The following is a 14,965-nucleotide window of genomic DNA, read 5'->3' as shown; positions in this document are numbered from 1 at the left end:
CAAATCTTCACGGTTTTAGGACAACCCCTTACTATTTCCTCCATCACACAGGCAAAAACCGAGTAAAAGGTAATAATGCTTCATAGCAAATAGCTAAAACAAAATATAAAGATAATACTTCAATGAATTTAGAAAATTCTTATCCACATATATACAAAAACAAACAAAGTAAAAGGTAATAGAAAACCAAGTAAAAGGATCTAGTAGGCAAAGTAAAAGGTAATAGAAAACCAAGTAAAAGGTAATATAAAACCCCATATCCATATGATTTTAAAAAATAAAACACACATAGTAGATCTATAGATCATATAGAATAAGATAAAATATAAATTATTATATAGGAGTTGAATATGTGGATAACTCAAAAAACGAGTTAACCACAATCAACTCTAAAATCTCGCTCCGCGATTAATAATTGGTTATTTTCTTATTTAAAAATTCAAACAATGACCTTGGTTTTGCCTACGGCCATCAACTGTGCTGAGGAATCCATAGCGAGCTATAACTGCAAAAGCGTGTCTAGCAGAAAGTGATCATTTTATTTCGTTTGAAATTATCACAATACGAACAGTACTGATCGATATGGCCAACCAGTAACAACAGAGCAAGCCAAAAATCATTGGCTTGGGTATCGCTCCGCTCCCAGCTTTCGCGATGCTCAAAAACGCTAAAAATTAAAAAAATAATTTATATAACACAATGTATTTATTGATAATATCACTGTGTTTTGTTAATATTATGTTGTTCTTTAATAACCCGCCCATTAGGGCAAATCACTAAAAGGATGACAATTGATGAATATCAATGACGCACTTAATATCTTAAATCTTTCTGGTTCTGTTACCCAAAAAGAAATTAAAAAAGCCTATAAAGCTGCCTCTTTAAAATACCACCCTGATCGCAATCCCGCCGAAGCTGAAACCATGAAGCTTGTTAACCTCGCTTACCAATTTTTAAGCGGCTTAACTGAAACTGTAAATGAAGCCATTACCGCTACAGAAGGCTTTACAGAAAATGATTACAGTGAAGAGTTTAACTGCATTCTTAATGCACTTTTTGAATTACAAAGCCGTGAAAATGCCAATTTTATCATAGAAATTTGTGGTAATTGGATTTGGATCACAGGAGAGACAAAACCGTGGGCTAAAGAGTTAGGCCGCAAAGAGGGCGGAATAGGCTGCTATTTTTCCAAGAAAAAAAATGACGGTTGTTGGTACTATCGACCTGCTAAATACAGATCAAAAAATCGCATATCCCATTCAATGAATGAAATTCGTGAGCGTCACGGCTCGCATAAGCCTGTCTATAAGAATAATAAGAAAAAACTAGCGGCTTAGTACCACTGGGACGCGAAAGCGTCCCTAATTCACGTTTAGGGGGCTTTATGACAACAAATCATCAAGATGAAACTATCAAATTGTTAAGAATGGTGTGTACACATCTCAAGGGACATTGGTTTTATAATGACATTAAAACACGAGAATTTATTAAAAATGGTCAAAACGGCTGTGCTTGGCTTGATAATCATAAAGGAATTTTTATTCGGTTGTCATCTGCATATAGAAAAGAGTTACCACAACTTAGCTTATGTTTCGAACAATTAAATTATCGTCATTTATATGTTTTTCATAGTATTGGGTGCAGCTTTAAAAAATCACCTAAAGCGATAGCATCAGATATAAAAAACAGGCTATTGAGTCATTATGATGACGCTCTAAACAAGAGAAATTCAATGCGTAATGAACATCAAAAAAATCTCGCGTCTAATGTTTTACGTAAAAATATAATTCATTCTATATCTCAAATTATGCCATTAGAAAACAGATATCATGGTCGGGGGAATGAATATGAGATCCGTAATGTTGGGAATTTAGAGCATAGATTAAATGATGATGAAAAATTCAGTTTATCGATCCGAACATTAAACGCCGAGCAGCTTATAAAAATTTATCAAATAATGACTAAAAATTGATAAATTAATTAATAATTTTATTGATTTTTTTTGGTCATATATGTATAATTTTTAAAGTGGAGTTAGGAAGTAAAACGTTGTTTTCTCCACTATTTAAACCATTTTGACCCATCAGGGTCTTACCATATAAGGATTATATGAAATGAAAACATTTAACTTCCCTTTTTCTGCTTATACTTTCGATGCGACTTATTCAGTAGAAGACAATAAAATTCGCCTCTATCCTCAACAAGAACTTGATCGCGAGCATTACGATTTTTTAAAAGATTTGGGTTTTAAGTGGGCACCGAAACAAGGCCAAGACAAGACATTTAACGGTCTTATGTTTGCGCTTTGGACAACAACCCGTGAAGACTTCGCGCTATTAGCCTCAAATAGTACTTTTTTGGATATGGAAGAAATGAGCCTTATTGAGCGAGCCGCCGAACGTGCCGCGCGTTTTGAGAGATACGCTAATAACCGCCTACAAGACGCCCATGATTATCATCAACAAGCGAATCAAGCTAGTGAAGCCGTTCCCGCTGGTCAGCCCATCTTAGCGGGGCATCATTCCGAAGCAAAAGCGCGAAAATTACAAAATACGATTAAGCGTTGCTTCCGGAAAAGTGATGATAATATCGCCACATTTAATTATTGGATTGATCGCATCAAAGGGGTGCAATATTTCGCTAATCGTAAAGCCAGCTACAGCACCCGAAGCAATCGAATTAAGGGGTTATTGAAAGAGCTTCGTGATGTTCAGAAAAAGCTGAATAATGCACACTATAGTCTTACATTATTAAATAAATGGCTAGTAGATTTTGATGATGAAACCTTAACGCGCAAAGTTAAGTTCTTGTGTGGTGCGCCATTAAAAGCCACCAATTTAGCGGCAATACCTTATAAAGGTTATAAAGCTTATGAGGGGATGACCGCTGTTGAGATTATTAACGAGTCGATAAAAGGGCATCAACGCACCTTACACAGCCAAAATATTCACCGCTGGATAGCGCATTTATTGGGGCGTATCGGTTACGAGCGCGGCGAATTGGGAGAATGTGAGCGCTTTGAGGGCAAAATGACCGCCGCAGTTTTACAGGCGTTTGCTCGTGAAAATGGCGCATTACAGCCAAAAGCCAAGCAAAATAAAGATACTGGCGAATGGGTATTAACGTCACTTGTTCCGCTACCGTGTCATTTATCAGATAGTAGTGAATTAAGCCTAAGTGATGATGAGTGGCGCGACGTGATGCAGGTACAAGGCTACAGCGTGCCGCCAAAACGTGCGCCACAATTACCGTTATTAAATTTAGATGTAAAAACAATCAGTAGAGCTAAGGGTTATCAACGAGACAAGCTTGAAACATTAACAGTGATACATTTAACTAAAGCTGAATATAAAGCAATTTATGAAGGTTGTCGGGGCGTGACTGTATCGGCCTGTGGACAATTTCGCTCTAAGCTTTGTCATAATCCAAAATTAATAAAACAAAATAGTTATCATTATGAATGGGTCGCGGTTTTTTTCACGGATGCCAAAGCGCATCCCGTGCCGGAGTCTAATGCAATTAATTATATTGCTGAAAGTGAAAAGGTGGCTTAATGAAAATACCCGTTTACCGTCGGCCTAATAAGCCTGCAACGATGGAAATCACTAAACGGGTAAAAGTTGCGCCATTGGCGCAACTTGCTACCGCTTCTGTGATCACCGTTGATAAATTTACCGAATGCCATGTGACGCCCGAGCATGTCGCGCTAAACATGATCAGCTATTTTAATGATATAGGCCGAGTATTAGAGCCGCAATGCGGCACAGGCCAGCTAATACATGCATTGATTGAAAGTGGTTGTGAGCCTGATAGCATTACAGGGGTAGAGCGTCATTGTGCGCTATTTGAAGCGACACAGGCGCGTTTTGAGGGGCAGGGCGTTAACTTAGTCCGTGATTGCTTCTTTGAATTTGCCGAAAAAACACCACAACGTTTTGATAATATTTTGATGAATCCGCCGTTTAAGCTTTATAAGCGCCATTTAAACGCGGCTGTATCGCTGCTTACAGGGCAGGGGGAGATTGTGGCGCTGGTGCCTATCACTTGTAATCTTGACGGCTTCTATGAGTTAGAGCGGCTGCCTAATGATACGTTTTCAACCGCGATTGTTAACACTAAATTGGTGAAATACGATAAGGCGTAAAAACAAACCAGGGGGGCGCTGCCCCCCAACTCAAGAAAAAGCAAAAAGCGCAAAAGGAAGCGCCCCTGAATCCTATTTTTCAAAACGCTACGCTGAAAAATAGGGGGCTAAAATAACATTTACCTTGATTTGCCCATACGGGCGTCGGGGTTGCTGAGTAGCATTGAGCGGGCTATAAAAGCTTGTCTGGCAGGGCGAAAAGCGGTTGAATTTTAAAATAATGAGAAAATAGGTACGTTAATGATAAATATAAGAAAAGAAACCATGTTGCCATTTGATGAATGGCAACGTCCGACCGTTTCAGAAGTTAAATCGTTACTGAATGAATTGGGCTGGCAACATAATGGCGCGAGTGATAAAGAAAATAAATTTCTAGGGGTTGGCGGTCGAACCGTTCGGCGTTGGTTTGATAAAGTGAAAACGTTTCCAGATAATCAGTCGATTATTAACTATCCAGCATGGGCTGTGATGGTATATCTAGCCACGGGAAATATTATTTTTAAGTCCATTGATGGTATAGAGTACCATCGATTACCGACAGAGCATTTAGTGCCGCCAGAGCAATTTACTGTGCCCCCAAAAGCCGATATTTTGTTGTTCATTGGTAAAACATCATTGACTGGCATTACAAGGGGCGAGCTTAAAAAAAATCTTGGCTGGAACCATGTTACTTTTAGTAAAATAGCCGAAGGCGATATCACCTATATTAATTACTTGTTGTTGTTTTTATTGTGTAAATATCCCATTGAAACAATCTTTATTGGTATTGATAAAAGTCAGGCTGTGTCACAAGTGAAATCAGATCCTATACCTGCGGTGAAATTCAGTAAGGCCACAGCATTGATCTCTGAAGAGGGGTTTATTGAACAACTTCGATATTGGTCAGAGCGCAATATCAGCCCTTTTTCAAAGATTAAAATTGAGCCTTTAACCGCCAGTAAAAACACTAAGGCACTAAAAGTGCTCAATTATGATAATGAACTCTATGCGCTTGATACTAAATCTTTTTCATCACTATCAGGAGCAATGGGGCATTTGGGCAAATTATTTGATAAAGCGGGGATTGAAGTCAAAGGGTTTCTGCTTTGATTTAATGTTATGTTTCGAAATATCATGTTGTTATTGATTACGTTAGAACCGTTCTTTGCAGAGTAAATGTCTTTTTTTGCTCAAAATGATGGGTTGGCGGGGTTGGGGGCACCCCAAGGTGTTGATGTTAATTTGAGAATTTTTGGGATGGTTTAGGGAAACATCGCTAAAAAAAGCAATCAAGCAAAAAGCACTTACAACACAAGCTGGAGCGCCTCCGGCAACCTGCCTCATTTCACACACTCATTCATAAAAAACACTCAATCGCTAGTGAAACCGAGCCTCAAAAAAGCGGAGTCTCGGCGCAGTCGCGTGTCAGTCAGGGCTAGTCTAAAGCCCAATCAACAGAGTCAAAAATAAAGAATAAAATCAACAGCACTGACATGGTCCAGCTTGAACAAAGTGTCCGTAAAGCTGGGAGCCAGTCTCATTGCGCCATTATCTCCTCGTTAACTATCGCCTTTTTCCCCGCTCTACTTTCTGATCTGTCGCTGGTCACAACCCCAAAGAAAAGTGAAGCTTCGCCGCTGCGCGCACTTGTCTTTGAGAACGATGACCGGCGGCAGGAAAGGTAGGCGAGACAAAAGGTGATATTTAACAACAACAGGAGATAAAAACATGGCACATTCAACTCACTCACAGCTAACGGACACTAAATTCAATCAGGACAATGGCAGCCCACAAGATACAAGCAGGCTCCTCCAAGATGATATTTCTCACAAGCAAAATCAACAGCACAATGCTCATGTTATCCAATGGGAAAATACTGTTTTAAATGATTTTCTTAATGAGCAACCTGTAGTCGAGCAAACGCCCGTACAAGAAAGTAAGCCCAATATCGTTTGGCATCGGGCTTTCTGGGTGAACCCCTACATCAATTCGATGCGTTTTTTCTGCTTAATGATGAACGAGCCATTTAATCTAAAAATGGTGACGCCTGTGATTGCAAAAGGAATACACATTGAAAATGTCAAAGCGGGTGAACGGCCATATAACCCGTTCACTCTCAAAAATTACACAATCAGTGTGTGTAAAAGGCTGGTGCATGGGGCATTAGCAATTATAAAAATGGAGTCCAATGGGAAGAAAAAAGAAAACTCAACAAAATGAGGAACAACAGCTAATGAAGGAGCGATTGGAGAGGGTAGAGTTAAGACTGAAATTACTAAAATTATCGATTGAAATCCCCTTAGTAATCGCAGTCTTATTAGTCGCTATTAGCAAACTGTTACAGCTTTAATATATTGACTAAGGGGGTAGCCGCCCCCTTATTTAGGAGAATAGCATATGTCGAAATTTATACAAGAGTATGGACTCGTGACGGGGGTGTTGTTGGTCACTATCGCGTTAGGTGCATGGGTGTTAGTACTGGCCAATTAACGGAAGAAAGGCGAGGGGGCGTTGCCCCCAACGAAAAGACACAAGCCTAAAAACACTGCTGTCAGAGAGTTTCCTATGTGATTTGTGTTTGACATAATTAATTAGATCCTATAGCTTATATTTTGTTCTTGTTAAAAGAACATTCTGCCGAATAGGTAGCTAAAAATAGATAGACAAATATAGCAATACCTCTCTGCCGAATAGGCAGTTATAAAATGATTTAGCCTCGCTTTTTATTAGTGGGGCTTTTTCATATCTACTGTTCTCTACTTATTAAATTGCACTTCCCATGATTCGACTGTGAGTGGTTTTAAAAATTTAGCTAAATTGTCTAAACGCCATGTTCGAAGCTCATCGACTCGACCGTGGCGCACGGCGTAAGCGATTTTGTCATTGGGGTTTACGCCCACAATGTGAAATTTTAACATTTTTGCTTTTTCGGTGCTTTCTTGTGCGATTATTTTTGTGATACTCTTTGTTTCCATCAATCGCACAAATTCACCTTCTGTTACTCTATAAAATTTAACCGACATACATATCACCAATAAGTGACCTACATTTTGTCATTATGTAGGTGGATGAACGTTTCTAATGTTGCTTAAATCAGCGCTTTGAAAATACGTTTTTTCGCATGGGATTTTGTTGTACCATCTAGCGGCCAAATTTCCCAAGGTGAATTTAACCCTGTTCTGCTTTTTAGAAAATCATCTCCCTTTCTATAAATAAATTCCTCGCCATCGATTTTCCAGACTGCAACCGTTGCAGTACTTTCAACAGTCTCTTTCAGATCGCTTTGTTTTTGTATCTCAATCGCTCTTTGTTCAGTCACTTTTACCATGCTCTATCCTATTTGTGGCAATCGCCAGAATTAGCGATAAATTTTGCTTTCATTATACCTTCATTTTGTTTGTTGAGCGCCGCAGCTTTATCGTACCACTCATTCTTAACAGCGTGCTTGATATCTTCTACGTTCGCTGTGATTTGTGCGTCTAACATTGCATTTAACTTGTCTAAATCGATTGTTTCCATAGTTGTTTCCTACACTACTGTTCTGTAAAATCAAAAAAAATTTCTGAGCAGTTTAGCGCTTCCCATTCTCTTATTTTTGCAGTGAATGCCTTAGGTAATATAAGCCCTCTATCAATACAGGCTTTGACTTCATTTAAACTTGGGAATGCTGTTTGTAATTGAGTTCCATCCACCTTTTGCGCCAAAGATTGCATAGTTTTTGTAATAAGTGTTAAACAACCCATGCGAGTTAGTTGATCAAGCATCGATATCGCGTCCAACGAAGGTAATAAGTATGTTTGGCCTTCAATTGGATAAGTAGTCATGCCTTTTGTCACACAAGGGTAAACATCAACATCCTGTTCTAAATCGACATTGTAGTTTTGACTTAACATAACGCATTGCTCCTTAATTGTTTCCTTTATTGGATGTTGGTTACTTTATTACTATCGCCATTGAATGTATTGATCACATCTACACTTTTAAAACGTTTTAAAATAATAAGAAGTGTACACCCCAGTTTCCAATAAACCTTATTTAATATGGGGTGAGGAGATTCTGTTCTAAAATGACAGTACCAGCCTTGCTCATCAATCTTAATAAATGCCTTTTTATTTATCATTATCTTTGCATCCTATGAATGACAACTGCCGCTTTGTGCGATCATTCTCGCTCTGTTTAAACCACATATTTCATTGTTTAACTTTGCCGCATTATCAAACAAACCTTGCGAAATAGAATGATTAATCTCAACCTCTTTTGAAGCGATTTCCTTATCTAACAATGTCAATAAAAGCGCTAAATTTAAAGTTTCCATTGTATGTTGTTTCCTATTGATCACTTTATTGATTTAATTATTTTATAGGCTGTATTTTCGGTAACATGGCGTAGTGACATCATCGAACATAGCCATATAATCAGCCCATCCAACCCAAGTTTTTCATTTGTGAACCATCCTATTCCATAATGCTTGAGCATTAAGACCGCATAGAGAGTGATTAAAGCCACAGATAGAAAAGTTAAAATATAAACCATCCTTTTTATAATGTTCATTATTTAGGCCGTTGTTAAGGTAAAGTGCTGCTCATACATGGACGGAGATTTTGATAATATCTTCTTTGTTTGATTAATATTCAGGCTTTCAATGTGCTGAATATGAATTTTTTCATGACTATGGTGATCATAAAGGTATTCAACTAAGTAGAAGTTACCTTTAGCTGACCTAAGTAACACTTTACATTCAACCCATTTTTTAACTCTTTTTTCTAACGATACTATTGAAATAAAGGATAAATTTATTCCTATCACATGCTTGTTATCTATGATTTCATTTACTTCGTTATGAGCAGTTGGCAGTTTTTCATTGAGATACACCTCAATATTTTTTTGAGTACGTCTTTTGCTATATTGTACCAAGAAAAGTAAAAATAAGATTAGAGCGAAAGCAATAACAATATTCATTTTAAGTTCCTTTTAATGTATATTTTTTATTTAAATCAGGTCAGTATGTCGGTTTCCTATCGAGCTAATTGATATTCGCGGATTAGGCTCTCTAAAGGGATTTTCAGTCCTTGATTAAGCTTCCTTATCATTCCTATACTAAGGCGTCTTTTGTAGCTTAAAATCTCACTGACTCTGCTACGTTGCCCTAAATACGGCACTAAATCGACATCTTCTAATCCCGCTTGCTCCATTCGAAAACGGATAGCCTCAACTGGGTCGGGGGCATCTATTGGATAATGAGCCTCTTCAAATGCTTGTACTAATGTAACCAAGACATCAAGTTCATCACCTTCAAGAGTATTGGGTTGTGCGTCCCAAAGTTGTTCAATACGGGCTAAAGCTGCTTGATTATCACTTTCTGTTTTAATCGGTTTAATATTCATATTCTTGGCCTATTAAATCGTTTCTGCGTTGACTTTGTCGTATTCGGCATGAGTTCCAACAAATCTGATATAACACATTGAGAATTGATAATTTACTGCGATTATCAGTCGGTATTTATTACCGTGAATGTTAAAAACAACTCTGTTATTTCCAACAAAACTGGCGTTACGATACAAAGCTTTTATGTCGTGTGAACTCCTCCAATCGGCATGTTTAGCTTCATCGAACCACGACTTTAAAGGTTGTTCTGAATCTTTATATTTAGGTTGTTCCCAAAAGGCTTTTAGTGCCGCTCTAGATACAATTCTCATGACTTATTCCCATTATGGGAAATAAAAAGGGAATAGTCAATTGTTATTTTCCCATAATGGGAAAAGATGTTTTGTTTTTTCATTCTTTTGGTTTTCTCCCTCTTTTCTTTGGTTCTGGAAACATATCCCTAGAACATTCCCGAATATGTTTAAAATCAACGTCTGTATAATCTTTCTGGCTCTCTATGCTTCGATGATGTAGGAGATTTTGAACTATTGGATCAGCATTAAGAGATTTTTGTTTAAGTAATTTTGAAGCTAAACGAGCCATGCTGTGACGGCCAGTGTGGGAGCTGGAGTTATCAAATCCGTAATTTTTATAAAGTTTACTAATGAGATTCTGTACTGCTGTTGCTACAAAATATTCTTTGCCTTTGCTAATTTTTCGAGTAAGAGAAAAATTTTGCCATATACCACGATGAAAACTTAAAAACACATGTGATTCTGGATCTAATCCTCTGTATTGTGCTTTGTTCTGACCTAATTTAATTCGGTGTTTTACCCGATAATCAAGCCATTTATTGACGTATTGCCGCTGTTCATCGATAACTATTGGTGCAATGGCGGGGTAATTTCCTTTAGTAGCAGCAGCCCTTAACTTTGTTAAATGAACCAAATCGCCATTGGGATAAATTGCTTCTTTGATTTTCCATTGACTTACTTCTACAGCACGAAAGCAGCTACCATATGTCATCCATAGCATCCCTTGATTTCTTGCGCAGATAAGAGGATCTAATCGCTCATTATCTATTCTTTCTACAAGATCAATAAATTCATCAGGGGTTAGTGTTTCAGGTTGCTTTACTGTGCGTAAATCGGGCACATTCCAAACCCATTTAAACTCTAGATCATTGTTCATAAGTCATATAGGAAATGAGATTTCCAATACAATAGCATATATATAGAACAATGTCCTAGAGACTGCATTTTTACTGGGGTGATAGGAAACGTCGTGGCTCACTATCATGCATGAAAAGCAAAACTTCAATTACCATCATTTAATTAAGTGTCCGTAAGTCGTATTAGGCTTATCATTGCATCAATATCTCCTTGTTAAACATCCTGCCTGTCTTCGCTTTCATTTCTAATCTGTCGCAGGTCACAACCTTGGTCGCAAGTGTTCGCTACGCCGCTTCGCGCACTGGCAACCAAGAACGATGACCGGCGGCAGGAAATTTAGGCGAACACGAGGCGATGTTAAACAACAAGGAGATAACGACATGATGCATTCAAACCCCAACCCGACAACTTCCACTAAATCAAATTCAGGTTATTTCAGCTTAAAGCAAACAGCAGGCTCTTCCAAGATGATGTTTTAAAAAGATTTACAAAATAACCCGTAATCATTCTATATCAAATAAGGTTGAAAGGTATGTATAACATAGTAGAAACGAGGGCAGGTAAGACATTAATTTTAAATCAGTTAATTAGTGATATTTGGCCATTATTAAAAAAATGTGTGTCTTCTTTAAATACGCAAAAATGTGAAGAAGATTTGTTATGTTGGGTTGTAGATGTTTTTAGTGAGGATTTTGAAGAAGAATATGGCTCTTATTCTCAAGAATATTTAGAAAAATTAGTCTTATGTTGCTTGAATTCTCGTCATTACTTAATTAAAGATGTGGAACAATTTTGTCATCATTTTAATGACGAACCATTAGATCTTGAAATAGGATTTGATAAAGCTTTTTACCCCGTCGGGATTGGGCATTGGCATCATTTTAATGAGTTTGTGTTAATCAGTGATACAAATTAACATTTAATACTTCAGGGGTTTACGCCCCTGATTTCACATTGAACAATAAGAACTATGGCTTAAAGAACTCTCCTAGTGTTACGTTTTCAAGGCCTAATCTGTCCATTATGAAACCAACAAATTCAGCAGAGTAATTACCTCTGTTTATTTGATTGTTCAAAGTGATTGATTCATTACCAATCGCTTCTCGGCCATAAACGAGCTTAAAAAAAGGTTTGGCTCCGCCACTCTCATCCCGTTTGGCTTTAATGAATGCTCTTGCTGATTCAGCATAAGCAGTGTTGCTTTCTGTTTTTTTTGGCATTTTCAATTAACTCAGGATTAGCTTGGTTCTAAGTTTAATTTCTTTTCAAAAATAAATCAAAGTTGATTTACAAGCGGCCGTTTTTAATCTAGACTTAATTTAAATCAACTTTGATTTAAATGTTGTCAGGGTACTTGGAATAAAACAACGAAATTTTATGGATGGGGACTAATAATGGAAAATTTTAATTATACATTTCTCGCTGTTAGGGGAATTCAAAATGGCAGAGATTTTTATCAAGCTACAGTACCCTTTAGGGCGTTAGCATCCATGTTGAAACTTGATGATTGTCTTGATGTGAATGAGCGTTCTCAACGTATTATTAATAAGCCCAGAGCGAGAAAGGTTGCTGAGTATATTAGTAGCAACCAGGATGGGTTCTACGTTATTCCACCGCTTGTAGGTTTTATCGATGGTGATTTTTCATTTGATGAAATTACCATCGAGGGAGAGATGAGTTTTGTCGGTAAGATGCAAGTACCGATGGAGCGTAAAATTGTACTGTTCGATGGCCAGCATCGCGCTTACGGTATTCGTGAACTAATGAAAATGAACCAAGAAAATGCTCATCAAATGGTATCAATTATGTTTTTTAATGAAATGAGTTTAGCCCAGAGACAACAAGCATTTCACGATATTAACTTTACACAAAAAACACCTGCGGCTGCATTATGCATTGCATATAACGGACGTAGTGAGTTCGATTCAATGATTGTTGATGTATTTAGTGAGTCTATTTTAAGAGCTCATATTGAATATGAAAAAAATAGCGTTAGTGGAGATAACCCACATATTTACTCTTTAAAAGCAGTTAAAGATTTTACCGTTAATCTAATTGGTAAAAACTCAACCAATGAATCAAAAGCATTTTTAGCTGATACGGTTCACACATTATTTGACACTATTAAAATTTTGAACCATGTGGAGCAATGCGAAGATATTAAGCAATTTCGGAGGGATTCCATTCTTGGCCACGCGGTCACTTTAAAAGCCTTGGCATTATTTTCTAAAACAATGCTTCATCAGTATTCAGTTGATTGGACGACTAAGTTTGGTCGTTTAAAGCGCCCTGCATATTTCGACCGAACTAGTGAGGTTTGGCTAAATCGCTGTGTTGATATAAATGGAAAAATGATTAGTAATCAGAATGCCGTAATGCTTACATTTATTCAGATGCTTAAAGATGTAAAATGCCCCTTCCCCCCTGAATTACAAGCGATTGAGGATAACTTCAATCAACAATTTTTAGAAAAGTCAGATGAAATAAAGGTCGCGGTTTAACAAAACGCCCAACTCTACCAGTGATAAATCATCTTATCACTGGTAGAGATCACCATCATAAATCTGTCTACTTTTCTTGTATTGCTTCATGCTTATCAACTGCTTACATTAGAAATTAATGATTTTACAAAGATGGGCTGTAACTGTATCCTCATTTTATAAAATTCAGGAGGATATTTTAAATGAGCAATGATATTGAGTTGGCTGAAATCAGAGTGGGTGATGCTGTTATTTCATTTGAGATTCCTAAAAATTTGTTCAATATGATCTCATCATACGCAAAATCGGAAGATTTGAAACTTTACTCTTATAACGCCGAAACCATAATAAATATTCTAAGAGGTTTTGTTCCTGATGATGTGCGTCCACCTACCCATCGTCAAGAGTCTTATGCTAGGAAAATTGCGAAAGATCTTAAAATTGAATTACCGAATGAGGTTTTGCTTTCTGTGCGTTCCTGTAGTGACTTTTTGGAACAACATGCAGAGAATCATCAGCAACTTCAAGAGCGGAAGAAAGAGTTTCGTGACAGAAATAAAGCATTAATATCACAAGCAAATAGAGTTAATCGATGGATGACCGCATTTGAGTTACTGCACTCTGGAATGTCTCCTGATGATGTTGCAAAGGAGTTCGGGGTAAAACTTCCTACAATTGAGAAATATTTAGTTCAGCTTCGGGAGTGGAGGGACTTTGCTGAAGAAGATAACTCATTTGAATCAGTTATAGCGTTAGTCGAAAGGCAGAGAAATGGTGAGGATATCTATGAATTGTATGATGAGCCTTTGTCGACAAATACATAATAAATGAATTAAGTGATTTCCATAGGGGAGCGGGTTAATCATGAATATATCCGATTATCTGTTAAATGAACTTATTGATTGGGTTGAATATCTGGATGGCGAGCCTTCAATTGAGAACAATGATGATTTTTGTAATTTGAGAAACAATAGACCTGATTGGACTTTTGACATGTGCGCTGTATATTGGAAGTTTGCGTATCAATTAACAGAAGAAAGCTTTTCTGAGACCCCTTGTCCTCATATAAAAAAAACAGTTAAGTATGCAACTGAATTAGCTTTTAAGAAATCACCGTATTTCAATAATAATGCTTAATAGAAAAGGATAGGTAGCGTGCGGCAGCAAACTTATCCAAGTGTTTTTCAAGTCCGCTAATTTCCCTTATTTTACATAATTTCTTGTTGTACGCATTTGACGAATGTCTAATGCTTTCAATGCTCTAAACGGCGAAAAGCCACTGGTCTGTTAAGCAGTGGCTTCTCTGGAGATGTTCGAAATTCACCTTATGAATTGAACAATTTAAGTTTAGCTTAAGTCTGTTATAGTGCAAACTTCCTACAAATTCACATCTAACTATCTAAAAATAATACTTTCGATGTATTTTTTAAAATAATTAAAAAATAAGCATTTTTCACCTTGATATGTGGGCGCGCCCACATTATAATGTATTCAAAGGTTGAGCAAAGGGCGCAGCCAATAGTCAGAAAATTAAGGATAATAAAATGTCACTATCAAGAAAAACAACCAAAGCACTACATGAATATGCGCAGACATTGCCGCCATCTTCTGCTAGAGCGCAGTGTTACACAATTGCTAATTATTCCTTGTTACCTAATGAGACAATTGCTGAACGTTTTTTGCGCGACCATTCAGGCAAAGATCATGCGTATAGAGCGGCTAAATTAATGGTATGGGCTGGTTGCGCCAAGGCTGATGTAGAAAAAATGAAAAATTTTGGGTACGCGCCGATCACTTTTGAAGATGGTTCACAGTTAGATTAAACA

Annotated in this window: 21 protein-coding genes; 11 read left to right on the top strand and 10 right to left on the bottom strand. The window is 37.4% G+C overall.

All coding sequences use genetic code 11. The features are described 5' to 3' along the window. The first annotated feature begins 794 nt into the window (after positions 1-794). The 6 genes from Q0976_RS21815 (at position 795) to Q0976_RS21790 (ending at position 6,343) form a co-directional block, all read left to right on the top strand. The gene (locus tag Q0976_RS21815; protein WP_299496483.1) at positions 795-1,337 is read left to right on the top strand and encodes a J domain-containing protein; all 543 of its coding nucleotides are present in this window, start codon (positions 795-797) and stop codon (positions 1,335-1,337) included. A 47-nt stretch (positions 1,338-1,384) separates the two neighbouring features. After that, the gene (locus Q0976_RS21810; RefSeq protein WP_299496481.1) at positions 1,385-1,972 is read left to right on the top strand and encodes a hypothetical protein; all 588 of its coding nucleotides are present in this window, start codon (positions 1,385-1,387) and stop codon (positions 1,970-1,972) included. A 142-nt stretch (positions 1,973-2,114) separates the two neighbouring features. Beyond that, positions 2,115-3,554 (top strand): DUF3560 domain-containing protein, encoded by a 1,440-nt coding sequence (locus Q0976_RS21805; RefSeq protein ID WP_299496479.1) that lies wholly within the window; start codon positions 2,115-2,117, stop codon positions 3,552-3,554. Next, entirely contained in the window at positions 3,554-4,144 is a 591-nt protein-coding gene (locus Q0976_RS21800) for a class I SAM-dependent methyltransferase (protein WP_299496477.1), read from the top strand. The genes Q0976_RS21805 and Q0976_RS21800 overlap by 1 nt, the downstream gene beginning before the upstream one ends. Before the next feature lie 240 nt (positions 4,145-4,384). Continuing rightward, the gene (locus tag Q0976_RS21795) at positions 4,385-5,233 is read left to right on the top strand and encodes a hypothetical protein (protein WP_299496474.1); all 849 of its coding nucleotides are present in this window, start codon (positions 4,385-4,387) and stop codon (positions 5,231-5,233) included. 618 nt (positions 5,234-5,851) lie between these two features. After that, positions 5,852-6,343, top strand: a complete 492-nt coding sequence (locus tag Q0976_RS21790) for a hypothetical protein (RefSeq protein ID WP_299496472.1) — start codon at positions 5,852-5,854, stop codon at positions 6,341-6,343. A gap of 536 nt (positions 6,344-6,879) precedes the next feature. On the opposite strand, the gene Q0976_RS21785 is transcribed toward Q0976_RS21790, so the two are convergent. The 9 genes from Q0976_RS21785 to Q0976_RS21745 form a co-directional block, all read right to left on the bottom strand. After that, entirely contained in the window at positions 6,880-7,146 is a 267-nt protein-coding gene (locus Q0976_RS21785) for a hypothetical protein (protein WP_299496470.1), read from the bottom strand. Between the two features lie 65 nt (positions 7,147-7,211). Continuing rightward, positions 7,212-7,451 carry a hypothetical protein gene (locus Q0976_RS21780; protein WP_299496468.1) on the bottom strand — a complete coding sequence of 80 codons (240 nt, stop codon included), beginning with the start codon at positions 7,449-7,451 and terminating at the stop codon, positions 7,212-7,214. A gap of 8 nt (positions 7,452-7,459) precedes the next feature. Further along, positions 7,460-7,642, bottom strand: coding sequence for a hypothetical protein (locus tag Q0976_RS21775; protein ID WP_299496466.1), 183 nt, complete (start codon positions 7,640-7,642; stop codon positions 7,460-7,462). Positions 7,643-7,656: 14 nt separating this feature from the next. Then, a complete protein-coding gene (locus Q0976_RS21770) occupies positions 7,657-8,016 on the bottom strand; it encodes a hypothetical protein (RefSeq protein WP_299496464.1) in 360 nt (119 codons plus the stop codon). Positions 8,017-8,255: 239 nt separating this feature from the next. Further along, positions 8,256-8,438 (bottom strand): hypothetical protein, encoded by a 183-nt coding sequence (locus Q0976_RS21765; RefSeq protein WP_299496462.1) that lies wholly within the window; start codon positions 8,436-8,438, stop codon positions 8,256-8,258. A 239-nt stretch (positions 8,439-8,677) separates the two neighbouring features. Then, positions 8,678-9,082 carry a hypothetical protein gene (locus Q0976_RS21760; RefSeq protein WP_299496460.1) on the bottom strand — a complete coding sequence of 135 codons (405 nt, stop codon included), beginning with the start codon at positions 9,080-9,082 and terminating at the stop codon, positions 8,678-8,680. 56 nt (positions 9,083-9,138) lie between these two features. Then, complete coding sequence (locus tag Q0976_RS21755; protein ID WP_299496458.1) at positions 9,139-9,507, bottom strand: DNA-binding protein; 369 nt, start codon at positions 9,505-9,507, stop codon at positions 9,139-9,141. 12 nt (positions 9,508-9,519) lie between these two features. After that, complete coding sequence (locus tag Q0976_RS21750; protein ID WP_299496456.1) at positions 9,520-9,819, bottom strand: type II toxin-antitoxin system HigB family toxin; 300 nt, start codon at positions 9,817-9,819, stop codon at positions 9,520-9,522. A gap of 79 nt (positions 9,820-9,898) precedes the next feature. After that, a complete protein-coding gene (locus tag Q0976_RS21745; RefSeq protein WP_299496454.1) occupies positions 9,899-10,642 on the bottom strand; it encodes a tyrosine-type recombinase/integrase in 744 nt (247 codons plus the stop codon). A 549-nt stretch (positions 10,643-11,191) separates the two neighbouring features. Between Q0976_RS21745 and Q0976_RS21740 the strand changes: the two genes are divergently transcribed. Further along, on the top strand, positions 11,192-11,575 hold the full coding sequence (locus Q0976_RS21740) for a hypothetical protein (RefSeq protein WP_299496452.1): 384 nt from the start codon (positions 11,192-11,194) through the stop codon (positions 11,573-11,575). A gap of 52 nt (positions 11,576-11,627) precedes the next feature. On the opposite strand, the gene Q0976_RS21735 is transcribed toward Q0976_RS21740, so the two are convergent. Next, positions 11,628-11,879, bottom strand: a complete 252-nt coding sequence (locus Q0976_RS21735; protein WP_299496450.1) for a hypothetical protein — start codon at positions 11,877-11,879, stop codon at positions 11,628-11,630. A gap of 174 nt (positions 11,880-12,053) precedes the next feature. Between Q0976_RS21735 and Q0976_RS21730 the strand changes: the two genes are divergently transcribed. The 4 genes from Q0976_RS21730 (at position 12,054) to Q0976_RS21715 (ending at position 14,962) form a co-directional block, all read left to right on the top strand. Beyond that, positions 12,054-13,160, top strand: a complete 1,107-nt coding sequence (locus Q0976_RS21730) for a DNA sulfur modification protein DndB (protein ID WP_299496447.1) — start codon at positions 12,054-12,056, stop codon at positions 13,158-13,160. A gap of 182 nt (positions 13,161-13,342) precedes the next feature. Then, positions 13,343-13,963 carry a hypothetical protein gene (locus tag Q0976_RS21725; protein WP_299496445.1) on the top strand — a complete coding sequence of 207 codons (621 nt, stop codon included), beginning with the start codon at positions 13,343-13,345 and terminating at the stop codon, positions 13,961-13,963. A 40-nt stretch (positions 13,964-14,003) separates the two neighbouring features. Continuing rightward, entirely contained in the window at positions 14,004-14,276 is a 273-nt protein-coding gene (locus Q0976_RS21720) for a hypothetical protein (RefSeq protein WP_299496443.1), read from the top strand. Between the two features lie 407 nt (positions 14,277-14,683). Continuing rightward, positions 14,684-14,962 carry a hypothetical protein gene (locus Q0976_RS21715; RefSeq protein WP_299496440.1) on the top strand — a complete coding sequence of 93 codons (279 nt, stop codon included), beginning with the start codon at positions 14,684-14,686 and terminating at the stop codon, positions 14,960-14,962. Positions 14,963-14,965: the final 3 nt, after the last annotated feature.

Origin of the sequence: uncultured Shewanella sp., assembly GCF_947501665.1 — a bacterium.
Classification (GTDB): domain Bacteria; phylum Pseudomonadota; class Gammaproteobacteria; order Enterobacterales; family Shewanellaceae; genus Shewanella.
This window is presented reverse-complemented; position numbering and strand designations above follow the sequence as displayed.